This is a genomic window from Pseudomonas arsenicoxydans (assembly GCF_900103875.1).
Classification (GTDB): Bacteria; Pseudomonadota; Gammaproteobacteria; order Pseudomonadales; family Pseudomonadaceae; genus Aquipseudomonas; species Aquipseudomonas arsenicoxydans.
Window position 1 is genome coordinate 528,040 of sequence record NZ_LT629705.1, and the last position, 24,201, is coordinate 552,240.

Consider the following 24,201-nt stretch of genomic DNA (forward strand, 5'->3'; position numbering starts at 1 on the left):
GGCGCAGCCGAATGCAGGCTTCGCCAGCTGTTTAAAATACTGCGTCAAGACCTTAGTCTTTTTCCAGCGGCGAGAAGTACAGCCGCCCGAGGCCACGCCAGGTCTTCTTGTTCCAGGCTTTGAACGGGATCTGGGCCAGCAGTTCGCGGGCCAACTTGCGATCGCGGTTTGAGGTCTTGAGAAACATTGAACTGAGGAACTTGTAGCGCACCTCGTCGTACAGCGGATGATCGCTGAATAGCGCGTAGGAGCGCAGGATATTGTCGACCATGAAGCGGTGGTTCTTGTAGGAATTGGTGGGGTGCTTGCGATAGCGCGCCATCAATACATTCAGGCCATCGATGAAGTACCCGGCACGGGTCACCTTCAGTTCGATCAACAAGTCTTCCAGTCGAATGTTCGGATCAAACCCGCCCACCTTTTCCAGCGCCTCCCGACGGATCATCAGGGTCGGGGCAGGAGGATAGGGCTTGCGCTCCAGGAACATGTCATCGAAGTCCAGGCGCCGAAACGGCACATCACGGCGCTGGCGTTTCTCCGGGTACAAATTACCGTCGGCGTCGATCAGCTCGATATTGCCAGCGCAGATGCCGACCTCGGGCTTGCCATCCATATACGCCACTTGAGTCGCAATGCGCTCGGGCAACATGATGTCGTCGGAGCCGAATGGCACGATCAGGCTGCCATTCGAACGTGCAATGGCGCCGTTGAGCGTATTGGTCAGCCCCTGGTTCTGTTGAACCCGGAAATCGAAGCCGTATTTCTCCTGCAATACCTTGATGCGCTCGACACTGTCGTCCTTGGAACCATCATCGATTACCAGCAGCTCGATGTTCTTATAGGTCTGATTGAGAACGCTGAGGATACTTTCCTCGATGTAGGGAGCGTGGTTATACGACGCGATGATGACGGTTACGAGAGGTTGCGCGTCGCTCATGGTTGTTCCTTGCGAGCCTGTTCAAGGCCGGATTCGATCAGGTTCAGGTATTCCTGGCGGAACACCTCGATGTCATGTTCTTTTTGCAGATAATGGAACGCCTGCTCACCCTTGGCCTTGAGTTCGTCGTCCGACAGTGCAAGGTAGTTATCCAGCGCCGTGACCAGGCTTGGCACATCCTTCGGCGTAATCGCCAACCCGCCAGCCCCTTCGATCAGCGGCAGCATTGCCGGTACATTCGAGGCGATCACCGGCAGGTGTCCGCTCATGCCTTCCAGCAGCGCCAGGCCCAGGCCTTCAGCCAGCGACGGCATGGTCCAGACGTCGAACGCACGAATGTACTGCAAGGCGATTTCCTTGAAGCCCAACAGGTGCGCGCGACCGGTCAGGCCCAGGCGCTCGATCTCGGCCGCCAGTTTTGACTCTTCGCGGCCGGCACCGATGATCGCCAATTGGGTGTTCGGGTATTTGTCTTTGAGCGCGGCAAACGCCTGCAGCAGATAGGTGTGGCCCTTGACCGGCACCAGACGACCCAACGCCCCGATCAAGCGCACCGACGGATCGATGCCCAGCAACTCGCGGGCGCGCTCACGACTGTGCTGCAAGCCTTCGGCCTGCTCGATGTCGATCGCGTTGGTGATGGCGTAGGTGTTCTGGTCGGTGAAACCGCAGTCACAGTCCAGCAGGTACTGTTTGACGGCCGGCGATACGCCGACAAAGCGCCAGTGACGATCGATCAGGCGCTGAGTCTGGCGGCGCCGGTAAAACCGGTCGTACTCGCCAAAGCCGTGGGAGATGCCAATGCACAGCGGCACTTTCAACCAACGGTTGAGGGTCAGCATCATGTTCACGGGTTTGAAGCGATTGCAGATCACCACGTCGAATTTTTCCGCGCGGCAAAACTTGTACAGCTGCCACATCGCTCGCAGGCGCAAGCCCTTGAGGGACTTGTCAGAGAACTCGAAATACACCGAACGGTCCGCCCGACTCACGGCCTCGCCCGGCCCAGGCTTGCCACGCAGGAATGCGGCGGTCACTTCATAGCGCTCGCTCGGCAGAGCCTTGACGATCTGCTCCGCGAGGTCGGCAAAATCATGGGCTTTGACGTTGTAGTCAGGCTGCAACTGCAGAACTTTTGACCGTTGACTCATAACTCTCCCCGCTGAGTAGGGCTTGTGGATGTGGGCTTGAGTATCCACAAAAGCTCGTGACGTCGGACCGCCTTGCGAAAGAACTCATTCTCGCCATAGATGGGCGGTGCTCTGCGGGCCAACAGTCGCTGTATCAACCGACGTACACGACGCTTGAACGGCATGCGCGGTTGCAGGTCATGCATCATGCCCAGCGCCATGGCTTTATCTCGCTGCAAATCCAGCGACAGCGGCAGGCAGCACGGCTCCATCGGCGTGACCGAGTCAAAGGCTGGAGGCAGTGCGATGCCGTGGCCTGCATCACCCATTGGCCAGCGGTCGTTGTCGTGCAAATGGTTGGCATAGCCAAGCAGGGTCGTCGGCTGCCACTCCAGCCCCTGTAATGCTTCAAGGACCGCCTGCTGGGCGCAGATATGATCAGGGTGCGGATCGAGTATCGGGTGTGGCAACACAATCACTTCAGGCCGCGCGCGCAGCAGCAGCTCGCGCAGATCGGCCAGCAGGTTGTTCCAGGTCGCAGCGCCGTCGACATCACCCGGCAGGGCAAATGGATTCAACTGGCGAAACACTCGGGTGTCGCTCAGGTCCGCTTCCCGCGAAGCCACCGGTTGAGCCGGCGCGGCCTGCATCGCTGCCAGCTGCAGACAGAAATAACCCAACTGAACGCAATGTGCTTCAGGCACACCAGCCCAACGCGGCACCGCGATGCTGTCCCAGGCACGCAAACGCCCCTTGAGGCGTGCGGCCTCGACCTTGTTCAGGCCCAGCTGTTGATAGTGTTCGGCTTCGATTTCACCGGCGGTGAGCGTGACAATCCAGGCTTCGTCGGCCTGGCTGTATAAACCATAGGCCGCCAGCTCTGCATCGTCAGCGTGGGGGGCGATCACCATCACGCGCTGGCGTCGATAATCAGGTTGTTCGAATGCCCAGAGTACGGGCTCGCCGAGCAATCGACAGAACCGCCCACGCAGGCGTAACTCACCTCGCGACAGCACCTGCGCCTGACCGCTGAGGTTCAGGTAGCGCAGGCCGTTGACACCCCGTTCGAAGGTTTGCCGGTCGGGACTCTCGCCGCCCGCCAACTCGACCACCGGATCGATAAAGCGTCCCAGCCACGTGCTTTTTATCCGCAGCGCCAGCACCAGAGTGGCGTCGTCGACCAGCATGACGCCTTCGTCCAGCCGTAGACGCTCACCGTCCAGATGAACCTTGGGCTGCTGGGTGTACGGCGCAAAACTGTATTGGTAATCGTCTTTGGGCGAATAGAACAAATGGTCGGCGAACCAGGCTTCGTGAGCAATCCAGCCCAACACCGCCAACACCGGCGGCAACCACCAGGCCACCCACACGCCGATGGCAATCAGCAGCACCAGTGCGATCAACAGACCGATGCGCTTGTTGCGACGATGGCGTTTGAGCAGTTGCTGTTTGCGGCTCATGGGCTGTCTCACACGGTGAAGACCGGCACGGGATTGCACCAGCGGTCCTTGTATTCACGATCGGCGCGACCGAAGGAAAACCGCAAGGGCTTATCCAGGGCCCGCGCATGCTCCCAGGCACTTTGAGTGTTGAGAAAACTCAGCACACTGCCGGGGCTGAACTCACGCGTTTGAGGGTCAACGCCCCCGTTGATGTATTCAACGCTGATCCACTGCGGCGCCTCGACGCGATACACCAGTTGAATCGCAATCGGTGCATCGTTGAGGAAAATCACCGAGCCGATCAGGAAGTCACGCAGCAGTTCGATCACCTCGCCCATGCGCTCGGCCCCGGTGGCCGGGAAGGTCCAGCGACGCTGGAACAGGTCGCAGTAGATCGCTGCCAGCTCAGCGCTGGAGAAATCGGCGACCGGGCGTACCACCCCGCCCGCCTCTTCCAGCAGGCGCAATTCACGGCGCTGGTTGTAGCGAAACTTTTTCGATAATTCTTCGGGCGTACGGGCCATCGCCAGCTGTTCGGCCTGCAACTTGATGTCGGTGAAGCGGCCTTCGCTCAAGGCCGACAAATACCGCCCGCGATGGCGCAGAGGTGCTAGAGCATCCGCGGCGGCCGGCAAGATCAGCTCGGCATTACCGAGGTCGAACAGACCCTTTTTACCGCAGCGCTTGAGCACATCCTTGGACAGCGCCAGGTCGCGCCCCCAGGTCGGAATCGCGGCTTTGACTTCACCGTTTTGCTCCCAGGCCAAGTACCGCACCGGGATCTCGGCCAATTGCGCAAGGCGTTCAACCACCAGGGGATGAGTCGCCACGCTGCCGCCAAAACGCTGCCAGGCCTGGGCATAAGTCGAGGCGTCGACCACTGCCCAGCCACGTTCGCGCCAGCCTTGAAATCGGTTGAGCATCAGCCCCTCTGCGCCAGTTCTGTGACCTGTGGCAAATGCCAGAAAGCATCACGTACCGCGCGGTCGGAGAAATGCTCGCGCAAGCGATCAAGCATCAGTTCGGCGCACTGGTGACGTTGCTGGTCGTCCATCGCGGCCAGATGTTGCAGCCCTTGGGCCAAGTGCTCGGCATCGCCCAGCGGGAACAGAATACCCACCCCTTCAACGATTTCCTTTGCACCACCGCACGCGGTGGCGAGCAACGGAATGCCGGCGGCCATGGCCTCCAGCAGTACCATGCCGAAAGGTTCGTGATCAGAGCTCAAGGCAAACACGTTGAATGCGCGGAAGTAGCGGCGCGCATCCGGTACTTGACCGAGGAACAGCACGCGATCGCCGATACCCAATTCACGGGCCAGGGCCTTGAGGTCCTGTTCGAGTCGACCGCTACCGAGGATCACCAACTGACTGTTGGCCGGCAAGCCCGGCAACGCTGCGGCGAAACCGTGCAGCAATGTGGTCTGGTCCTTGTCCGGATGCAGCCGCCCGACGTTGCCGACAATCCAGGCATCCGCCGACAGGCCGAGGGTTTCCCGTGCCTCGCGGACCGACACCTGGCTGGTCTGCAACGCCGGCACATCGATGCGGTTATAGAGTGTCTGAATCCGCTCGGCTGGCCATTTCGGCAGGCAACTGCGCATGTCATCACGCACCGCATCGGAAACCCCGAGCAGGCTCAGGCGCTTGCGGAAAAGATTAGCGAAAAGTTTGCGGGTGCCGCGCTTGTAATCGCCAAACGCGTGGTGCACACCGATCACCGGCAGCGAGGTGCCGAGCAAGGCGATGTAGATCGGCTTGAACCGGTGAGCGATGCAGAAACTGAAATTGCGTGAGGCGGCGATCTTGCGCAGATCGCTGATGGCGCCCAGCTTCAGGCCACGAATGGCCTTGGAGCTGTACTCCATGAACAGCACCTCATCGGACGCGCAGCCGGCAGCGACGTCGCTGTCGGCGGCCCCGGTGAGGAACACCGTTGTCACGCGATACCCAGTCCCGGCGAACAGGCTGGCGTACTGCCGGGCGCAGTCCAGAAACGGCCCGTCATAGCCGTGACAGAACTGCAGCACATGGCGTTCAGCCGAGCGTGTCATAAGCGTTCGCACCCTCTTTGACCACCAGAATGTCTTCCATGATCAGGTACTGCAGATCCGAGCCGAAGAACATGTTCAGGGCGTCAGTCGGCGAGCAGATCATCGGTTCGCCGCGACGGTTGAGCGAGGTGTTCAGCGACACGCCGTTGCCGGTCAATACTTCCAGCGCCTTCATCATGTCGTAGTAGCGCGGGTTGTATTCGCGCTTGAGCACCTGGGCCCGGGATGTGCCGTCTTCATGGACAACTTCCGGCACGCGGGTCTTCCACTCTTCAGCCACTTCGAAGGTGAACGTCATGAACGGCGCCGGGTGATCGATCTTGATCATCTGCGGCGCAACAGTGTCGAGCATCGACGGGCAGAAAGGCCTCCAGCGCTCGCGGAACTTGATCTGGTGGTTGATGCGGTCAGCAACGCCGACGGCACTTGGGCAGCCGATGATCGAACGACCCCCCAAAGCACGCGGACCGAACTCCATGCGTCCCTGGAACCAGGCCACCGGGTTGCCATCGACCATGATCTTGGCGATGTTTTCCGGCATGTTCTCAAGCTTGCGCCAGACCGGCTTGCTCGGGTGACGGGCGCAGGCGGCGAGCACGTCTTCGTTGGTGTACGACGGGCCGAGGTAGACGTGTTCCATCTTCTCGACCGGCACGCCACGGGCGTTGGACACGTAAGCTGCAGCGCCCACCGCCGTGCCGGCATCGCCGGACGCTGGCTGTACGAACAACTCTTTTACGTCATCGCGGGCGATGATTTTCTGGTTGAGCTTGACGTTCAACGCACAGCCGCCGGCGTAGGCCAGCTTGCCGGTTTCCTTGAGCACGTCGCCCAGGTAGTGGTCGATCATCTGCAACGCGATCTTTTCGAACAGCGCTTGAATGCTCGCCGCGTAGTGGATGTACGGCTCGTCAGCGATGTCGCCTTCGCGCTTGGGCCCCAGCCACTCGATCAGCTTCGGCGAGAAGTAGTAGCCTTTGCCCTTCTCTTTGTAGCGACGCAGGCCGATGACGTTCGCGTAGTCGGTGTTGATCACCAGTTCGCCGTTTTCGAACGACGCCAGACGCGAGAAATCGTATTTGCTGGCGTCGCCGTACGGCGCCATGCCCATGACCTTGAACTCGCCATCGAGCATATCGAAACCGAGGAACTCGGTGATCGCGCCATACAGGCCGCCGAGGGAGTCAGGATCGAAAAATTCCTTGATCTTGTGGATCTTGCCGTTCTCGCCGTAACCGAAGAAGGTCGTGGCGTACTCGCCCTTGCCGTCGATCCCGAGAATCGCGGTTTTCTCTTTGAAACCGGAGCAGTGGTAAGCGCTGGAGGCGTGGGCCAGGTGATGCTCCACCGGCTCGATCTTGATTTTCTTCGGATCGAAGCCCAGTTGCTCGAGGCACCAGACAATCTTGTTGCGATAACGCTTGTAGCGACGGTTGCCCATCAGGATCGCATCGAGAGCGCGGTCCGGGGCGTACCAGTAACGCTTGGCGTACTGCCAGCGAGCCTTGCCGAAAATACTGATCGGTGCGAATGGAATCGCGACCACGTCAACGTCGGACGGCTTGATACCCGCCTGTTCGAGGCAGAACTTCGCCGATTCGTAGGGCATGCGGTTCTTTGCATGTTTATCGCGCACGAAGCGCTCTTCTTCAGCCGCCGCGACCAGCTTGCCGTCGATGTACAAGGCTGCGGAAGGATCATGGCTAAGGGCGCCGGACAGGCCAAGAATCGTCAATGCCACAGGGGTCTAGCCTCTTTAGTCTGCATGCAGGCGACAAGCGCCTCAAAAATTAATGTGCCCTCGCAAGGGGCGAGAGACAGCTAAAGGGCGGGATTATAGCTTAAAAGCCGCGGCAAGCCTCTAGCGGGAAACGGCAGGCTCGCGCGTTGACAGTAGAAGATCGTCGACATAGACTCCTGCGCAAATGGACTGGGGGATCCCGGTCGGCGCTTTGGCCTCGGCGAGTTTCACCGGGGCTTTTCGCTTTCTGAGATAGGGAAAATTTTTAAACCCCAGTTTTCGAAACCCTCCCCCACATTGTTCCGACCACCACGGCAGTAGAACTTGCGCTTGAGCACGTCAAAGGCACGATTCTCCTGGCCCGACCGTAAAACGCTCATACCAATGGGTCTTGCAACAAGATCCGCAAGCTGTAACCCGGTTGAGTTCACTTGTTTGGTTGCAAATACGATATCGAACGGCAGCTGAATGCCCAATCGGTTCGCACCATCGCACATACGGCGAAACTCCAGTTCAAGCCCATTATCTTCCCGCTTCCCTCGACGCTCGAAAATCACATGAGTCAACGCGCACTGCTGATTCTTTTCCTGTAGCAACTCATAAAGCGTTTCCAGGCAAAAGCCGAGGGCAAGGTGATAAGGATTGTGAACGGGACCTTGTTTTTCGCGAAGAGCGGCTTTGTCGATAACGCAGCTGATCAAGACGAAATTGCTTGTCTCGATAATGCCGCTCAACTCCTCGAGAAAGGCATGTTTATGTTGCCTCGACGTGAACAGGCTGGAAAACGCTCCCTTTTCTTTTCGGATCTCCAATTCATGCAGGCCAATCAGGTCGTGCCCCATATGGTTGAATTTAAACTTCTGAAGGGCTGGAATAACCTTCTCGCAATAGTGCCGTTTATGAAAAACACAGAAGGCGAGTACAAACATTGGGTAATTTGGATCTAGCGTTTGCATCCCATGATCGCCGCTCTCATCGACATAAATTATGAAGTCGCTGTACTTCCCTGTCGGAGGTAGGCGCTTTGTCGCATCGACATTAGCGTCAGATTCACTTTCGCTTTCAAAAAGAAAAAATTGTTGAGAGTACAAACGAGTTACCCGCGACCTGCCCGCCAGTAAATACCCAGATTGCCGTCAGTTGCCTGGCGGAAAATCGTATAGGGCAAGGACACCGTGTCGCAGACACCCGAGAGCGTCATATCGAGCAGTACCAAGGGCACCAGGACGCCCGTGGGATCCGGCGGAGCATGCAGGATGCAGAAGTTGTAGGCCAGACCGCTGTAAACACGCGGGATGGATTGGCAGTAGGTCTTGTGTTTTCGCAGGCCCCGAGCCGCGTCTTCGTCGTCTTGCAGCACTGTAAGCGCTGTTCCGCAGCCCGTTAAGGCCATTGAAAAAGCCCCCATCGCAACAGCCATTTTTATCGTCAAAATCTGCCCTCCGTGAACGTCAGGCAAACTAGCATCGTGGCTATTCAGGGCACAGTTCATGGAGTCTGTGGATCATGTAGGACAGTTCACAAGAACGTGTCCTCTGGATCTCGATAAGTCGGGCTGGCCCCATCGCGAGCAGGCTCGCGATGGCGACTCAAGCAGCGCCAGAGATGTCCCTGGGAAGCCGCTGATCGATGACTTTGTAGAGGGCGCTTTGTTCGGGCCAGTTACGCATGAACCGCGCCCGATCGCGCGCATACGCTGGGGCAAAGCTGCCCATCGAACCATGCTGACACATCGAGTCCAGGTCGATCAGCGCCCAGCGATCCTGTTGCCAGAACAGATTGTGACCCTTGAAGTCGCCATGGCTGATGCGCTCGCGAATCAGCTCGGCAAACAAATGATCAAGCGCCACCAGCTCTGCCTCGGGCGCATCACCGCGCTCAACGTACGGTGAAAAGCGCTCGATGATGTCCGGTCCTGGCAAGTATTCGGTAATCAAGTAAGCCCGACCGCGCAACCAGAGAAACCGCTTCTCCAGCAACGCTAACGGTTTGGGCGTAGCGATGCCCAGAAACGCCAGACGATTGCCTTCGCGCCACGAGTGCCATGCGCGGCTCGGACGCCAGAAGCGTTTGAGCCAATGCGCAAAGCCTTTGATGTTGTAGCGTTTGATCACCAGGGTCCGACCCGCTACATCAACTTTTCCTACGCTCGCCGCACCGCCGGTCTTGTACAGGTGCCCCTGGTCGAGCAATGCATCGGCCTGTTCCAGCACCGGCTGCATCGCCGCTTCTTCCTCGCGACGAATAGCTCGCAGTCCAAACGCCCCGCGCTGAACGCTGAACAGCGTGCAATCGCGGCCCACCTTGGTCAGGTAGTCCTTCAAGCGCCAGCTGCGGACCTTGTCGATCTGCTTCTGCAACGCTTCCATTGGCAAGGCGTGTTCGCCGTTGCTCAACAGGTAATACACCAGCAACTCTTCGGTGAACGGCTCCAGCGATTTAGGTAGCTGGGCGAAAAACACGCCAAGGTTTTCCAGGACTTTCTGCCGTGACAGCGGTTGGCCGGGTGTTTCGGCGCAAACGCCGCCACCATCGATCAGATACAGCCGACCGCGCTGACGCAAAAGGTTGTCCAGATGCAGATCTTCCTGCCAGAGCCCCTTGCGATGCATTTGGCCGATAGCGCCCAACGCCTCAGCCAGCACGGCCCCCTGCATATCGGACAGCACCGGCAAGTGCTCGACCTTCTTCCAGGTATCCCCCAGGCTCTCGGCGCCTTCGAGGAAGTCAAACAACAGCCAGCCACCTTCGCCCTCTTTCAAACCATCCGCCAGCAGTTGCGGCGTGGTCAGGCCTTGATCGGCCAGCAAGCGAACACCGGCCAGTTCGCGCTGAAAATGCCGAGCCGCCTTGCTGCCAACCAACAACTTTGCCAGCACCGGCCGGCCACGCCAGACGCCGGCGCCAACATATCGCTGTCCCGGCAATACGCGAAGCAAACTCAACAGCTGCAATTGGCCGGGGCCGGCGGCATCGGCCAGGGAAATACTCATCGGCAGGCTCGGGCTGCGGCCGGCGCTTTTCAATTCGGACAAACGCATCAACGCGTCTCCTTATGACTTCGCCGGGCAGTCAGCCGCGACATCCAACGGTCCACCAGCGAACTGTCCTGAGGCTGTTCAAGATAGACCGCCAGAAACTCGCGCAACTGCGCATCGGTCCACTCCGGGGCGCGGCGCAGCAACGGCTCCAGGTCCTTGATCCGGTCACGCTGGCCAAACAGCAACGGCCGGGTTTTTTCCAGGTCGATCAACTGCGCCTCATAACCGTCGTCCGTGGCTTTTAGAAAAATATGCTTGGGGTAGAAACACCCGTGAACCTGGCGCACGCCGTGCAGCTGCCGCGCCAGTTCGCCACAGGCTTTCATAATGGCCAAGTGTTGCTCCTCGCTCAGCTCCGACCAGCACTGCAACAGCGAATCCAGATCATCCCAGCCATCCAGGGCGCGAGTCAGCAGCACCGCACGGACTTCACCATCGAATTTTCGCTCACCAAAAAACGCCGCCTGCAATGCCGGAATGCCCAGCTTCTGATAAAGACTGATATTGCGAAACTCACGAGCGAAACTCGGCTCGCCGAAGGGCGCGCGCAAGGTGCGGGTCAGGTAGTTGCTCTGGCGCTTGAGGTAATAGCCTTGACCTTCCAGATCCAGCCGAAACACACTGCTCCAGCCATCGCTAACGGTATTGGGTTCATCCACTGCGTCGAGCTGCTTGGCCCAAAGTTCGTCGAAGGTGCCGAGGCCGTGATGCTCAAGGAGCACACGGTCTTCGGCGGCCAGAAAATCGGTCATTCACGCCCCTTAAAAAATCTCACCACGTGCCGAATGCGTTTTTTGTCGTCGGCATCGAGCCGATCACACTGGCGGTATTGCAGATAAAAACGCAGACGCTGGGTTGCCGACAGGTGATATTTGGCCACCTTGTCGAGACAGGCCAGGTCTTTGGTAATTCGGTATTTGAGCCAGAAGCCGCGCCAGAAATCGCCGTTGGGGCAATCGATCAGAAACAGCTTGGGTTCATCGTCGACCAACAGGTTGCGCCACTTCAAATCGTTATGGGTGAAGCGCTTGTCGTGCATGATCCGGGTGTACCCGGCCAGTTGACGACTGACTATATCCACCCAATCGCGATCCGCGAGCCTGGGGTCGTGCCGGCCAGCAAGGGCTGACAAGTCTTCGGTGTTGGGCAATTCGCGGGTAATCATCGCACCTCGGGCATACGCCGCACCGCGCCGCTCCAGGCCCCAGGCCACGACCTCAGCGGTGGGAATGCCCCATTTGGCGAAACGTTTGAGGTTCTGCCATTCGGACTTGACCCGGGGTTTGCCCAGATAGCGGCGCAGGCCTTTGCCGGCACCCACGTAGCGCTTGACGTAATAATTGACGCCATTGCGATTAACGCGGATGACCTCGGACAGCGGGTCGAGGGTCACGCTCTCACCCTGAAGCGCGAACACCGCGTCCAGGCTGCCAAAATCTTCCGCCAGATCGCTGTAAGCAGACCCCAGTTTCCAGCCCGGCATCAGAGCGCGTCTCCGTATCGCTGTTTACGGTCGTAAAGCTTGTTGGCTTTGCCTTCAAGCCAGGCGAGCAGCGGGGCTTCTTCGGCCAGAATCTGGCGCAATGGCTGCTGGAAGTAACCTTTGAGGAAGCGCAGCTTGTCGCGCCGGGTCAGGCCGATGTCCAACGCTGAGAAATACAGCGCCGCCAGGTCTTTGTCGCGCCAGCGCCGGGTAATCGCCGGGCGAGTCTGGGCGCGGTGCAGGTCAATTACCGAGAGTTTGAAGTCATCGGCGGTCACCGGCTTGTCGGTGTGCAGCAGGAAGTGGCAGATGTAGCAGTCGCGGTGGTTGACCCCCGCGCGGTGCATCATGCCCGTCATGCGGGCGACTTCGGCGATCAGCGCACGCTTGAGCCTGGGCTCGGGCGGTTGCTTGACCCAATCGATGCTGAAGTCTTCAAGGCTGACGGTGGGCGCCAGCTCTTCGGTGACGATGAACGAGTGTTGATCCGCCGGGTTGCTGCCCTTCTCGCCATAAGCCACAGCAGTCATGGTGGGCACGCCGACTTCTTTCAGGCGTTGAATGGCTTTCCATTCCTGGCCTGCGCCAAGGACCGGCAATTTGGCGGTCAGCAGGTTCTTGAAAATTTCACCCCAGCCAATGCCGCGGTGAATCTTCACGAAGAAACCATTGCCGTTCACTTCAGTGCGCAAGGTCCGGCGCGCTTCCAGCTCACGGTAAACCTCGCCCTGCAAGCCTTCGACTTCGGTGAACGCATCACGTCCGGCCCACAGGCTCTTGAACGGTTCAGCCAGCATCAACTTCATTAAGCGTGCTCCGCCAGAATCACATCGGCCGCGTGCTGCGGCATGCTATAGAGGTCGGCCGTCTCGGCGAAAGCCAGACCGTTGCGGCTCCAGGCCGCCCGTGCCTGAGCGTCGTTCAACATGCCGGTCAGATACTGCGTCAGTTGCGCCTGATCGAATGGCTCGTCCAACACCAGGCCGGCATCGGCCTCGGCAATGTAATGGGCGTAACCACAGACTGCGCTCACCAATACCGGCAACCCGGCTACCACGGCTTCGAGCAACACGGTCCCGGTGTTTTCGTTGTACGCCGGGTGGATCAACAGATCGGCGCCGAGCAGGAAACGCGGAATATCGCTGCGCCCCTTGAGGAACGTCACATTGTCGCCGAGCCCTAACGTGGCGCTCTGCATCTGGAACAATTTGGGGTCATCCTGGCCAATTACAAACAGCCGGGTGCGTTTCTTCAGATCAGCGGGCAATGCGGCCAGCGCCTTGAGGCTGCGATCGACACCTTTGGTCTTGAACCCGGAGCCGATCTGCACAAGCAGCAATTCATCGTCCTTGAGGTTGAACTCGCGACGGAATCCGGCACGAATCTCGGCCGCATTGGCCGGCGCGCGACGGTCCTGGGAGATGCCCGGTGGCAGCAAATGAAAGCGTTCCAGCGGCGTGTCGTAATGCTTGATGAACAGCGGCTGCTGGACCTCGGAGATCATCAGCACTTCGGTCTTGGCGTCCTGGGCGAACACCGCTCGTTCGTACTCGGCGAAGTGCCGGTAGCGGCCCCAGCGCCGGTACAGCGAGTTGCGCAGATTTTGCGCCTTGTCTTCGAAGCAGCCGTCGGCGGCGTAGTAAACGTCCAGGCCCGGCATCTTGTTGAAACCGATCAGGCGATCCACGGGGCGCTTGGCCAGATCCGCTTCCATCCATTCGCTGAGCTTTTCGTTACGGCGATGATTGAAGAACGCTTTGACCGGCGCGACCAGCACTTCGAAACCCGGCGGCACGTCGCCCTCCCAGATCAGCGTGTAGACACGAATCTGATGGCCGCGCTGCTGGCATTCCAGGGCGATGCGCATGAAATCGCGCTGCAAGCCCCCGAATGGAAAGTACTTGTACAAGACGAATGCCAATTGCATCAGCGCAGCTCCTCAGCCAGTAACAACGTGCTCAGTCGAGTCGCGACACGCTCGGGATTCAGGCGCGTGAAGCACAGCGGCCATTCACGCTTAAGGTCGAACCGACGGGCATCATCGGCCGTCGGTTGATAGGTGCATTTCTTTTGCAGGCACGGCGCGCAGGGGAAATCGCTGGCGATGTGAATCTGCGCCTTGCCGTAGGCGCCGGTGAGGCCTGGGTTGGTCGGCCCGAACAGCGACAAGGTCGGCACGTCGAGCGCGGCCGCCAGATGACCGAGGCCGGTGTCCACGGCCACGCAGGCCTGGGCGCCCGCCAATACTTTGCCGACGCCCGCCAGGTTCAGCTTGGGCAACACTTCGACATGGCGAAAGCCTGCGGCGATGCGCTCGGCCCGGGCCTTCTCGATCGGATTGCCCCACGGCAGCTTTACCGCGACACCGAGGTAACCGACCCGCTCGGCCAATTCGCGCCAGTAGGCTTCCGGCCAGTGTTTGGTGTCCCACGTGGTGCCATGCAGAAACAGCACGTAAGGATTTTTGCGCGGCAGTTCCACCAGGCGCTCGACATTCAGGCCGTAATCGCCCAGCCCTTTGGGCAAGTCGTAACCCAATGCCAGGGCAAACAACTGACGCACCCGCTCAACCGCGTGTTGCCCACGCCCCACCGCCAGGCGACGGGAATAAAAGCGCGCGGCAATCGGTTCGCGTGCCGAATCCTTGTCCAGCCCGGCGACCGGTGCTTTGACATAGCGGGTCAGCCAGGCGCTTTTCAGCAGGCCCTGAGCATCTATCACCAGATCGTATTTCGAGGCGCGAACGCTTTGCTTGAAGCGCTTCCACTCGCCGCTTTTGATGGTTTGCCAGAGGTTCTTGCGCCAGCGACGGATCGCCACCGGAATCACCTTGCTCACGGCCGGGTGCCAGGTCGGGATTTCGGCGAAGCCTTCTTCCACCACCCAGTCGAACTGGATGCCGGGGATCGCCCGCGCCGCGTCGGTCAGCGCCGGCAACGCGTGAATCACGTCGCCCAGCGAAGAAGTCTTGATCAGCAGAACGCGCAAGCTATTTGACCTCGACCACAGTGCCCTGCAACCGCTGCAAAGCTTCGTTCACGGCTTGCGGCATGAGCTGGCGCAGACAGTTGTAATGGCCGAAACGGCAGGTGCGGTCGAAGCAAGGGCTGCATTCCAGGCCCAGGCGCACGATCTCGACATGCTCGGCCAACGGTGGCGTGAAACCCGGCGATGTCGAGCCGTAGACCGCAACCAGTGGACGGTTCAGCGCCGCAGCAACGTGCATCAGGCCGGAGTCGTTGGACACCACCGAATCAGCACAGGACATCAGGTCGATGGCTTCAGCCAGAGAGGTGCCGCCGCTGAGGTTCACCGATTCTTCACGCAGGCCCGGAATCAGCCGCGCGCGAATGTCTTCGCCGACCGCGTGATCGTTTTTCGAGCCGAACAACCAGACTTGCCAGCCTTCGCGGATCTTCGCTTCGGCGACCTTGGCGTAGTGCTCGGATGGCCAGCGCTTGGACTCACCGAACTCGGCACCGGGGCATAGCGCCAACACCGGGCGATCCAGGGTCAAGCCGAACTTGGCCAGTGCCGCCTCGCGAGTGACCGGGTCGATCCGCAGGCTCGGCCGCGGATACGGTTTCGGCAGCTCGAGACCGGGCTCGAAGGCCAGGGCCATGAAGCGCTCGATCATCAGCGGATAACGTTCTTTATCCAGAGTCCGTACATCATTGAGCAGACCATAGCGAAATTCGCCACGCCAGCCCGTACGTTTCGGGATGCCGGCGAAGAACGGCACCAGCGCCGACTTCAGGGAGTTGGGCAACAGGATCGCCTGGTCGTACTGACCGGCCAGGGATTTGCCGATGCGCCGACGTGTCGCCAGTTCCAGGGCGCCATGGCCGAGCGGAAAGCTCAAGGCCTGCCGGACTTCGGGCATACGCTCAAGAATCGGCCGGCTCCACTCGGGGGCCAGGACGTCGATTTCGCACTGCGGGTGGCGTTGTTTGAGACACTGAAACAGTGTCTGCGCCATCACCATGTCACCGACCCAGCTGGGCCCAACGATCAGAATTTTCATGTGGTTTCCAAAAACGAAACCGGGGAGGCATACGCCTCCCCGCCTCGAGAATCCAGCACCCGCAGCCTTGGCTGTCAGGTCATTTGGACGAGCCGGTTGGGGCTCATCGGATCAATTTTGTGCACATCCAGTGCGGTGCAGCTTAGCTGCCTCACTTTACAAAACAACACAGACCTACTGTGGGAGCGGGCTTGCTCGCGAAGGGGCCATCAAATTCAACATTGATGCCGACTGACACTCCGTCTTTGCGAACAAGCCCGCTCTCACATTTGAATCGTGTCGCTTAACTCAATCCCAGCTCACGCCAAATCCGCATCACCTGGCGCCGTTCGTCCACGAACTGATCACCCGGTATCACTCCCGGGTCCTTCTGCAAGGCCTGCCGGTGAGCGGCGGAACGGTAGGCTTTATAGGCCTCTCGCAGCAGGCCGGCATCTTCGGCGGGCATCAGCCCTTCGTGTTCCAGCTCTTCCAGAATGCGGATATTGTCCGTCCAGCGCAGCAATGGCGGATGTGTTTCGGACCACGCCAAGGCCGCGTATTGCACCATAAATTCAATATCGACGATACCTCCGGCGTCCTGCTTGAGGTCGAATGGCGCCGTGGCCTCGAAGGCATTTGCCCCGGTGCCGGCCGCCGTGCTCTTGCTGCCGAGGTTATCGCGCATCTTGGCGCGCATCTCGCTGACCTCCTGACGCAAGGTCGCAAGGTCGCGCGATTTACCCAATACCGCCGCGCGGACTTTCTCGAAAGCCTGGCCGACATCCTTGCTGCCCACCAGCACCCGCGCCCGCACCAGCGCCTGATGCTCCCAGGTCCAGGCTTCATTTTCCTGATAACGGGCAAACGCCCCTACCGAACTCACCAGCAAACCCGAGGCGCCGGACGGCCGCAGCCGCATATCCACTTCATACAGCTGACCGGAGTTGGTCTGCGTCGTAATCAAATGAATGATCCGCTGCCCCAGCCGGGTGAAAAATTGCGCGCCGTCGATGGGTTTCGCCCCGTCAGTCTCGGCCTGCGGATCGCCGTCATGGATGAACACCAGGTCCAGGTCCGAACCATGCCCCAGTTCCAGACCACCGACTTTCCCATAACCGACAATGATGAAGCCGGGATCGCACAACGTACCGTCGGTGCGCAGCGGCGTGCCGTATTTGGCCACGGTCTGGCGCCAGGCCAGGGCCAGTACTTGTTCGAGGATCGCTTCGGCCAGCCAGGTCAGGTAATCGCTGACTTTCATCAATGGCAGGCTGCCGGCGATTTCCGAAGCGGCGACCCGCAAGCGGTGCGCCAGTTTGAAATGGCGCAAGGCTTCCATTTGCTGTTCGAGGTCGTCTTCGGGAATCCGCGTCAGGCGCTCGCGCAACTCGGCGGCCAGTTCCGGCGCAAGGGGCGGTTTGAACAGCCGGCCTTCATTGAGCAATTCATCCAGCAACAGCGGGAAGCGGGTGATCTGCTCGGCGATCCACGGGCTCGCCGCGCACAAGGTCAGCAAACGCCGCAGCGCGCCGGGATTCTCGGTCAGCAACACCAGATAGGCGGAACGGCGGGCCACGGCCTCGACCAGCGGCAGCACGCGCTCCAGCACCAGATCCGGGTTGGCATGCTCGACCGCCTGGGCCAGCAAGCGTGGAATAAAAGCATCGAGCCGCTCGCGACCCAGACGTTGCATCGCGCGCAATTGCGGGCTGCTGCGCAAACTGGCCAGCGCTTTCAAGGCCTTGTTGGCATCGGCAAAACCGCCCTCTTCCAACTGACGACACGCGGCTTCTTCATCCTGGGCTTCTTCCCACAGCGGCAGCCATTCGCCACCGACCACCACTTCGCTTTCGGTGCCTTCTTCTTCATCGGGATCGGCAATCACTTGGCCAAAGTGCCAGGCCACGCGGCCACGCCAATGCATCAGTTGCTCTTGGAATGCAGCCCAATCGGCAAAGCCCATCATAAAGGCAATGCGCGCCTGATCCTGTGCGCCGTCCGGCAGCATCTGGGTCTGGCGGTCGGCGATGGCCTGGATCGCATGCTCGGTATAACGCAGAAACTCGTAGCCTTCGCGCAACTCACTGATCACCGCGGGCGGCAGGTAACCCTGACCTTCCAGCGTGCTCAGTACTTTTAATAGAGGGCGTTGCTGCAGGCTCAGGTCGCGGCCACCGTGAATCAGCTGGAAGGCCTGGGCGATAAACTCGACTTCACGAATGCCGCCGGAGCCAAGCTTGATGTTGTCGGCCATGCCCTTGCGCCGCACTTCCTGCTGGATCAGCTGCTTCATGGTGCGCAGCGCTTCGATGGCCGAGAAGTCCAGGTAACGCCGATAAACGAACGGGCGCAGCATTTCCTGCAACTGCGCGCCGGCCACTTGATCGCCGGCTACCACCCGAGACTTGATCATCGCGTAGCGTTCCCAGTCGCGGCCCTGATCCTGGTAATACTGTTCCAGCGCATTGAAGCTCAAGACCAGCGCCCCTGCCGAACCATAAGGGCGCAGGCGCATGTCGACGCGAAATACAAAACCGTCCACGGTCATCGGGTCCAGCGCCTTGATCAGGCGCTGGCCAAGGCGGATGAAAAACTCCTGGTTGTCCAGCGGGCGCTTCACCCCGACGGTTTCGCCGCCCTCGGGATAGGCGAAGATCAGGTCGATGTCCGACGACAGGTTGAGCTCGACGGCGCCGAGCTTGCCCATGCCCAGGATGACCATCTGTTGTGGCTCGCCGCTGCGCCGGCCGGTGGGTACGCCGAACTGCTGGCAATGGCGCGAGTACAACCATTGATAAGCCTGATCGATGCTGGCATCGGCCATGTCCGAGAGGTCGCGACAGGTCTGGATCAGATCAGCCTGACGCGTCAGGTCACGCCAGACGATCCGAACTTGATGACGGGCGCGCTGGCGGCGCAAGGCGCGGCCGAGTTCGTCTTCTGTCTCGGCGGCGTTGACTGCTCCAGCAATCTGCCCGCACAGCTCGCCGGGCGCGAAGCTGCGGTCCAGTTCACCGGACTGCACCAGCGTCAGCAACATCAAAGGGTCACGAACAGACTGTTCAATCACGAAGTCGCTGGCGGCCGTGACGCGGGCAAATTGCGCCCAGCGTTCAGGCGTCCACGAGGAAAGACCATGATCGTTGTCCAGCCCCTCGACGGCGGTACGGAACGACTGCTCGGCACGGGTGACAAACGGCAGGAGAATGTCGGGCAGTTCAGCAAGCGTGGGAAGGCTCATGGTCTATCCTTGATCGGCGTGTAAAGGGCTGCATGTAGTGATTTCGCGAAATGCACTACGTGATCGACTGTCGAACAAAGGTTAGAAATAGCTGAAATTTCTTTATTTTTGGCAGACAGCATCAAGCTTTCACCTTTTTCGGTTGGCAAAAGACCAACCTTAACGATTATTCTCACAACGCAGCTGGAGGCCACAAGCCGCTCATCTGTAGTTTTACTACTCGTATATACATTCGAAAGGCTGAAATGCCCGATGATTTGTAGTAAAACTACACGCCGCCGGAACAACCTCTCGGCAATCCAAGAATTTATATCGTCTGCCCACAAGGCCAGTCGCAAACTCAGGCAACCGATTCTGGAAGCCTTTCCGCCCTGGAGCAAGCCATGCAAGACCTCGATCCCGTCGAAACCCAGGAATGGTTGGACGCCCTGGAATCGGTTCTCGACAAAGAAGGCGAAGACCGCGCTCACTATCTGATGACCCGTATGGGCGAACTGGCGACCCGCAGTGGCTCGCAGCTGCCTTACGCCATCACCACGCCATACCGCAACACCATCCCTGTTACCCACGAAGCACGCATGCCTGGCGACCTGTTCATGGAACGCCGCATTCGCTCGTTGGTACGCTGGAACGCGATGGCCATGGTGATGCGTACGAACCTGAAAGATTCGGACCTGGGCGGTCACATCTCCAGCTTCGCCTCCAGCGCCACGCTGTATGACATCGGCTTCAACTATTTCTTCCAGGCCCCGACCGACGAACACGGCGGCGACCTGATCTACTTCCAGGGTCACACCTCGCCAGGCGTTTACGCCCGTGCGTTCATGGAAGGCCGCATCTCCGAAGACCAGATGAACAACTTCCGCCAGGAAGTGGACGGTCAGGGCCTGTCGTCCTATCCGCACCCTTGGCTGATGCCTGATTTCTGGCAGTTCCCGACTGTATCCATGGGTCTGGGCCCGATCCAGGCGATCTACCAGGCACGCTTCATGAAGTACCTGGAAGCCCGTGGCTTCATTCCTGAAGGCAAGCAGAAAGTCTGGTGCTTCCTGGGCGACGGCGAGTGCGACGAGCCGGAATCCCTGGGCGCAATCTCGCTGGCTGGCCGCGAGAAGCTCGACAACCTGATCTTCGTCATCAACTGCAACCTGCAGCGCCTCGACGGCCCGGTTCGCGGCAACGGCAAGATCATCCAGGAACTCGAAGGCGTGTTCCGCGGTGCGCAATGGAACGTGACCAAAGTCATCTGGGGCCGTTTCTGGGACCCACTGCTGGCCAAAGACGTCGACGGCATCCTGCAACGCCGCATGGACGAAGTCATCGACGGCGAGTACCAGAACTACAAAGCCAAAGACGGCGCGTTCGTGCGTGAACACTTCTTCAACTCGCCAGAACTCAAGGCGATGGTTGCAGACTTGTCCGACGACGAGATCTGGAAACTCAACCGTGGCGGCCACGACCCGTACAAGGTCTACGCGGCGTACCACGAAGCGGTCAACCACAAAGAACAACCGACCGTCATCCTGGCCAAGACCATCAAAGGTTATGGCACCGGTGCCGGCGAAGCGAAGAACACTGCGCACAACACCAAGAAAGTGGATGTTGAAAGCCTGAAGCTGTTCCGCGATCGTTTCGACATTCCTGTGCGTGACGAAGAGCTGGAAAACCTGCCGTTCTTCAAGCCGGAGCCAAACAGCGCCGAAGCCCGTTACCTGAGCGAGCGCCGCACTGCACTGGGCGGTTTCGTGCCACAGCGCCGCGCGCAGAGCTTCAGCGTGCCGACGCCATCGCTGGATACCCTCAAGGCCATTCTTGATGGTTCGGGCGACCGTGAAATCTCCACCACCATGGCCTTCGTGCGCATCCTGGCGCAGCTGGTCAAGGACAAGGAAATCGGCCCGCGCATCGTCCCGATCATCCCGGACGAAGCCCGTACCTTCGGTATGGAAGGCATGTTCCGTCAGTTGGGCATCTACTCGTCCGTCGGCCAGCTCTACGAGCCAGTCGATAAAGACCAGGTGATGTTCTACAAGGAAGACAAGAAGGGCCAGATCCTCGAAGAAGGCATCAACGAAGCGGGCGCCATGAGCTCCTTCATCGCTGCCGGTACTTCGTACTCCAGCCACAACCAGCCAATGCTGCCGTTCTACATCTTCTACTCGATGTTCGGCTTCCAGCGTATCGGCGACCTCGCCTGGGCCGCTGGCGACAGCCGTACCCGTGGCTTCCTGATCGGCGGCACCGCCGGCCGGACCACGCTGAACGGCGAAGGCCTGCAACACGAAGACGGTCACAGCCACATCCTGGCTGCCACCATCCCGAACTGCCGCACCTTTGATCCAACCTACGGCTACGAGCTGGCGGTGATCATCCAGGACGGCATGAAGAAGATGACCGAAGAGCAGCAGGACGTTTTCTACTACATCACCGTGATGAACGAGTCCTACCAGCAGCCAGCCATGCCGGCCGGTGTCGAGGAAGGCATCATCAAGGGCATGTACCTGCTCGAGGAAGACACCCGCGAAGCGGCGCACCACGTTCAGCTGATGGGCTCCGGCACCATCCTGCGTGAAGTCCGCGAAGCGGCGAAAATCCTGCGTGAACAGTTCAACGTCGGCGCCGATGTGTGGAGCGTTACCAGCTTCAACGAACTGCGTCGCGATGGCCTGGCCGTTGAGCGTACCAACCGTCTGCACCCTGGCCAGAAGCCTAAGCTGAGCTACGTCGAAGAGTGCCTGAACGGCCGTAAAGGTCCGGTCATCGCCTCTACCGACTACATGAAGCTGTTCGCTGAACAAATTCGTCAGTGGGTCCCGTCCAAGGAATTCAAAGTCCTGGGCACCGATGGTTTCGGCCGCAGTGACAGCCGCAAGAAGCTGCGTCACTTCTTCGAAGTCGACCGTCATTTCGTGGTGTTGGCAGCCCTGGAAGCCTTGGCTGACCGTGGTGACATCGAACCTAAGGTGGTGGCTGAAGCCATCGTCAAGTTCGGTATCAACCCGGAAAAACGCAACCCACTGGACTGCTGAGGAGACACTCTGTGAGCGAACTCATTCGCGTACCTGACATCGGCAGCGGTGAAGGTGAAGTAATTGAACTGTTTGTGAAGGTCGGCGACCGTATCGAAGCCGATCAGAGCATCCTGACACTTGAGTCGGACAAGGCGAGCATGGAAGTGCCTGCGCCAAAGGCCGGCATCATCAAGAGCCTGAAAGTGAAGCTGGGCGATCGCCTGAAAGAAGGCGACGAACTGCTGGAGCTGGAAGTCGAAGGTGCCGCTGCTGCGGCCCCGGCGGCTGCCGCTGCGCCGGCTGCCAAGGCTGAAGCTGCACCTGCTGCTGCGCCTGCCGCTGCCGCCGCGCCTGCCCCAGCTGCCGCACCGGCTGCCGCTTCGGTTCAGCAAGTGCATGTGCCGGACATCGGTTCGTCGGGCAAGGCCCAGATCATCGAGATTCAGGTCAAGGTCGGCGACACCGTCGCAGCTGATCAGTCGCTGATCACCCTGGAATCCGACAAGGCGAGCATGGAAATCCCATCGCCTGCCGCTGGCGTGGTCAAGGCCATCAGCGTCAAGCTCAACGACGAAGTCGGCACTGGCGACCTGATTCTGGACCTGGAAGTGGCGGGTGCTGCGGCACCGGCTGCGGCCGCTCCAGCTCAGGCAGCTGCACCGGCCGCCGCTGCTCCGGCACCTGCCGCTGCGGCCCCGGCTGCACCGGTTGCGGACAGCGTTCAGGACATTCACGTCCCGGACATCGGTTCGTCGGGCAAGGCCAAGATCATCGAAGTCCTGGTCAAGGCCGGCGACACCGTTGAAGCCGACCAGTCGCTGATCACCCTGGAATCCGACAAGGCGAGCATGGAAATTCCATCGCCAGCCGCTGGCGTGGTGGAAAGCGTTTCCGTCAAGCTGGACGACGAAGTCGGTACCGGCGACCTGATCCTCAAGCTGAAAGTCAAAGGCGCTGCTCCGGCAGCGGCTCCGGCACCAGCCGCCGCGCCTGCTGCTCCTGCGGCGGCCAAGGCTGAAGCGGCTCCTGCTGCCGCTGCGCCTGCCGCACCGGCGGCTGCACCGGCCAAGCCGGGCGCCAAGGTTCACGCAGGCCCGGCTGTACGCCAACTGGCCCGTGAATTCGGTGTCGAGCTGAGCGCAGTCGGCGCCAGTGGTCCACACGGTCGCATCCTGAAGGAAGACGTGCAGGTTTACGTCAAAGCCATGATGCAGAAGGCCAAGGAAGCACCGGCAGCCGCTGCTGGCGCAACCGGCGGCGCGGGCATCCCGCCGATTCCGGTCGTGGACTTCAGCCGCTTCGGTGAAACCGAAGAAGTGCCGATGACTCGCCTGATGCAAATCGGCGCGTCGAGCCTGCATCGCAGCTGGCTGAACATTCCGCACGTGACTCAGTTCGACTCGGCTGATATCACCGAGCTGGAAGCGTTCCGTATTGCTCAGAAAGCCGTTGCAGAGAAGGCTGGCGTCAAGCTGACCATCCTGCCGCTGCTGCTTAAATCCTGCGCGCACCTGCTCAAGGAACTGCCGGACTTCAACAGTTCGCTGGCACCAAGCGGCAAAGCGATCATTCGCAAGAAGTACGTCAACATCGGCTTCGCCGTCGACACCCCTGAAGGCCTGCTGGTACCGGTCATCAAGAACGTCGACCAGAAGAGCCTGTTGCAACTGGCTGCCGAAGCCGCCGCACTGGCTGCCAAGGCCCGCGACAAAAAGCTCACCGCTGACGACATGCAAGGCGCCTGCTTCACCATTTCCAGCCTCGGCCACATTGGCGGCACCGGCTTCACGCCGATCGTCAACGCGCCGGAAGTGGCGATTCTCGGTGTCTCCAAGGCAACCATCCAGCCAGTCTGGGACGGCAAAGCCTTCCAGCCGAAACTGATGCTGCCGCTGTCGTTGTCCTACGATCACCGTGTGATCAACGGCGCCGCTGCTGCACGCTTCACCCAGCGTCTGAGCAGCCTGCTGGCGGACATCCGCACCATCCTGCTGTAACAACGACTGGCCCTCCTTCATCGGAGGGCCGTTCGCGTTCCACGTTTTCCGAGCGCCACGCTCGTACCTCAACCCCGCCAATTTGGCGGGGCTTTTTTTTGCCTGAAATAAAGCATCTT

At 59.9% G+C, this 24,201-nt stretch carries 18 protein-coding genes; 2 read left to right on the plus strand and 16 right to left on the minus strand.

Annotation, left to right across the window (positions count from 1 at the left end; translation table 11 throughout):
• Window positions 1-52: 52 nt before the first annotated feature.
• The 16 genes from BLQ41_RS02365 to glnE all read right to left on the minus strand — a co-directional run bounded on the left by BLQ41_RS02365 (window position 53) and on the right by glnE (window position 19,074).
• Window positions 53-937: a glycosyltransferase gene (locus BLQ41_RS02365; RefSeq protein ID WP_090176369.1), complete on the minus strand. Its 885-nt coding sequence runs from the start codon at window positions 935-937 to the stop codon at window positions 53-55.
• Window positions 934-2,088, minus strand: a complete 1,155-nt coding sequence (locus tag BLQ41_RS02370; RefSeq protein WP_090176371.1) for a glycosyltransferase family 4 protein — start codon at window positions 2,086-2,088, stop codon at window positions 934-936. Before BLQ41_RS02370 ends, BLQ41_RS02365 begins: the two co-directional genes overlap by 4 nt.
• Window positions 2,085-3,527 carry a PIG-L family deacetylase gene (locus tag BLQ41_RS02375; RefSeq protein WP_090176374.1) on the minus strand — a complete coding sequence of 481 codons (1,443 nt, stop codon included), beginning with the start codon at window positions 3,525-3,527 and terminating at the stop codon, window positions 2,085-2,087. Before BLQ41_RS02375 ends, BLQ41_RS02370 begins: the two co-directional genes overlap by 4 nt.
• 8 nt (window positions 3,528-3,535) lie before the next feature.
• Complete coding sequence (locus BLQ41_RS02380) at window positions 3,536-4,432, minus strand: GNAT family N-acetyltransferase (RefSeq protein WP_090176377.1); 897 nt, start codon at window positions 4,430-4,432, stop codon at window positions 3,536-3,538.
• A complete protein-coding gene (locus BLQ41_RS02385; protein ID WP_090176380.1) occupies window positions 4,432-5,562 on the minus strand; it encodes a glycosyltransferase in 1,131 nt (376 codons plus the stop codon). Before BLQ41_RS02385 ends, BLQ41_RS02380 begins: the two co-directional genes overlap by 1 nt.
• Window positions 5,546-7,303 (minus strand): carbamoyltransferase family protein, encoded by a 1,758-nt coding sequence (locus BLQ41_RS02390; protein WP_090176383.1) that lies wholly within the window; start codon window positions 7,301-7,303, stop codon window positions 5,546-5,548. The genes BLQ41_RS02385 and BLQ41_RS02390 overlap by 17 nt, the downstream gene beginning before the upstream one ends.
• A 227-nt stretch (window positions 7,304-7,530) precedes the next feature.
• Window positions 7,531-8,394, minus strand: a complete 864-nt coding sequence (locus tag BLQ41_RS02395; protein WP_090176386.1) for a DUF3800 domain-containing protein — start codon at window positions 8,392-8,394, stop codon at window positions 7,531-7,533.
• Between the two features lie 5 nt (window positions 8,395-8,399).
• Window positions 8,400-8,735 carry a YceK/YidQ family lipoprotein gene (locus BLQ41_RS02400; RefSeq protein WP_090188338.1) on the minus strand — a complete coding sequence of 112 codons (336 nt, stop codon included), beginning with the start codon at window positions 8,733-8,735 and terminating at the stop codon, window positions 8,400-8,402.
• Between the two features lie 157 nt (window positions 8,736-8,892).
• On the minus strand, window positions 8,893-10,344 hold the full coding sequence (locus BLQ41_RS02405; RefSeq protein WP_090176389.1) for a lipopolysaccharide kinase InaA family protein: 1,452 nt from the start codon (window positions 10,342-10,344) through the stop codon (window positions 8,893-8,895).
• Entirely contained in the window at window positions 10,344-11,096 is a 753-nt protein-coding gene (locus BLQ41_RS02410) for a lipopolysaccharide kinase InaA family protein (protein ID WP_090176392.1), read from the minus strand. The genes BLQ41_RS02405 and BLQ41_RS02410 overlap by 1 nt, the downstream gene beginning before the upstream one ends.
• Entirely contained in the window at window positions 11,093-11,827 is a 735-nt protein-coding gene (locus BLQ41_RS02415) for a lipopolysaccharide kinase InaA family protein (RefSeq protein ID WP_090176395.1), read from the minus strand. The genes BLQ41_RS02410 and BLQ41_RS02415 overlap by 4 nt, the downstream gene beginning before the upstream one ends.
• Complete coding sequence (rfaP, locus tag BLQ41_RS02420) at window positions 11,827-12,633, minus strand: lipopolysaccharide core heptose(I) kinase RfaP (RefSeq protein WP_090176398.1); 807 nt, start codon at window positions 12,631-12,633, stop codon at window positions 11,827-11,829. Before rfaP ends, BLQ41_RS02415 begins: the two co-directional genes overlap by 1 nt.
• The gene (locus tag BLQ41_RS02425; RefSeq protein WP_090176401.1) at window positions 12,633-13,754 is read right to left on the minus strand and encodes a glycosyltransferase family 4 protein; all 1,122 of its coding nucleotides are present in this window, start codon (window positions 13,752-13,754) and stop codon (window positions 12,633-12,635) included. Before BLQ41_RS02425 ends, rfaP begins: the two co-directional genes overlap by 1 nt.
• Window positions 13,754-14,815: a lipopolysaccharide heptosyltransferase I gene (waaC, locus tag BLQ41_RS02430; protein WP_090176404.1), complete on the minus strand. Its 1,062-nt coding sequence runs from the start codon at window positions 14,813-14,815 to the stop codon at window positions 13,754-13,756. Before waaC ends, BLQ41_RS02425 begins: the two co-directional genes overlap by 1 nt.
• A 1-nt stretch (window position 14,816) precedes the next feature.
• Entirely contained in the window at window positions 14,817-15,851 is a 1,035-nt protein-coding gene (gene waaF, locus BLQ41_RS02435; protein ID WP_090176407.1) for a lipopolysaccharide heptosyltransferase II, read from the minus strand.
• A 283-nt stretch (window positions 15,852-16,134) separates the two neighbouring features.
• Entirely contained in the window at window positions 16,135-19,074 is a 2,940-nt protein-coding gene (glnE, locus tag BLQ41_RS02440) for a bifunctional [glutamate--ammonia ligase]-adenylyl-L-tyrosine phosphorylase/[glutamate--ammonia-ligase] adenylyltransferase (RefSeq protein ID WP_090176410.1), read from the minus strand.
• A 383-nt stretch (window positions 19,075-19,457) separates the two neighbouring features.
• On the opposite strand from glnE, the gene aceE reads away from it, so the two are divergent.
• Both aceE and aceF read left to right on the plus strand, forming a co-directional pair.
• Complete coding sequence (gene aceE / locus BLQ41_RS02450; RefSeq protein WP_090176415.1) at window positions 19,458-22,103, plus strand: pyruvate dehydrogenase (acetyl-transferring), homodimeric type; 2,646 nt, start codon at window positions 19,458-19,460, stop codon at window positions 22,101-22,103.
• An 11-nt stretch (window positions 22,104-22,114) separates the two neighbouring features.
• The gene (gene aceF / locus BLQ41_RS02455; RefSeq protein WP_090176418.1) at window positions 22,115-24,082 is read left to right on the plus strand and encodes a dihydrolipoyllysine-residue acetyltransferase; all 1,968 of its coding nucleotides are present in this window, start codon (window positions 22,115-22,117) and stop codon (window positions 24,080-24,082) included.
• Window positions 24,083-24,201: the final 119 nt, after the last annotated feature.

Bases quoted from the DNA above. Each gene is read 5' to 3' on its own strand.
- rfaP (WP_090176398.1), bottom strand. From the start codon at position 12,633: ATGAAGTTGATGCTGGCTGAACCGTTCAAGAGCCTGTGGGCCGGACGT.
- BLQ41_RS02365 (WP_090176369.1), bottom strand. From the start codon at position 937: ATGAGCGACGCGCAACCTCTCGTAACCGTCATCATCGCGTCGTATAAC.
- aceE (WP_090176415.1), top strand. From the start codon at position 19,458: ATGCAAGACCTCGATCCCGTCGAAACCCAGGAATGGTTGGACGCCCTG.
- BLQ41_RS02415 (WP_090176395.1), bottom strand. From the start codon at position 11,827: ATGCCGGGCTGGAAACTGGGGTCTGCTTACAGCGATCTGGCGGAAGAT.
- glnE (WP_090176410.1), bottom strand. From the start codon at position 19,074: ATGAGCCTTCCCACGCTTGCTGAACTGCCCGACATTCTCCTGCCGTTT.
- BLQ41_RS02385 (WP_090176380.1), bottom strand. From the start codon at position 5,562: ATGACACGCTCGGCTGAACGCCATGTGCTGCAGTTCTGTCACGGCTAT.
- BLQ41_RS02425 (WP_090176401.1), bottom strand. From the start codon at position 13,754: ATGCAATTGGCATTCGTCTTGTACAAGTACTTTCCATTCGGGGGCTTG.
- BLQ41_RS02375 (WP_090176374.1), bottom strand. From the start codon at position 3,527: ATGAGCCGCAAACAGCAACTGCTCAAACGCCATCGTCGCAACAAGCGC.
- BLQ41_RS02405 (WP_090176389.1), bottom strand. From the start codon at position 10,344: ATGCGTTTGTCCGAATTGAAAAGCGCCGGCCGCAGCCCGAGCCTGCCG.
- BLQ41_RS02370 (WP_090176371.1), bottom strand. From the start codon at position 2,088: ATGAGTCAACGGTCAAAAGTTCTGCAGTTGCAGCCTGACTACAACGTC.
- BLQ41_RS02380 (WP_090176377.1), bottom strand. From the start codon at position 4,432: ATGCTCAACCGATTTCAAGGCTGGCGCGAACGTGGCTGGGCAGTGGTC.
- waaF (WP_090176407.1), bottom strand. From the start codon at position 15,851: ATGAAAATTCTGATCGTTGGGCCCAGCTGGGTCGGTGACATGGTGATG.
- BLQ41_RS02410 (WP_090176392.1), bottom strand. From the start codon at position 11,096: ATGACCGATTTTCTGGCCGCCGAAGACCGTGTGCTCCTTGAGCATCAC.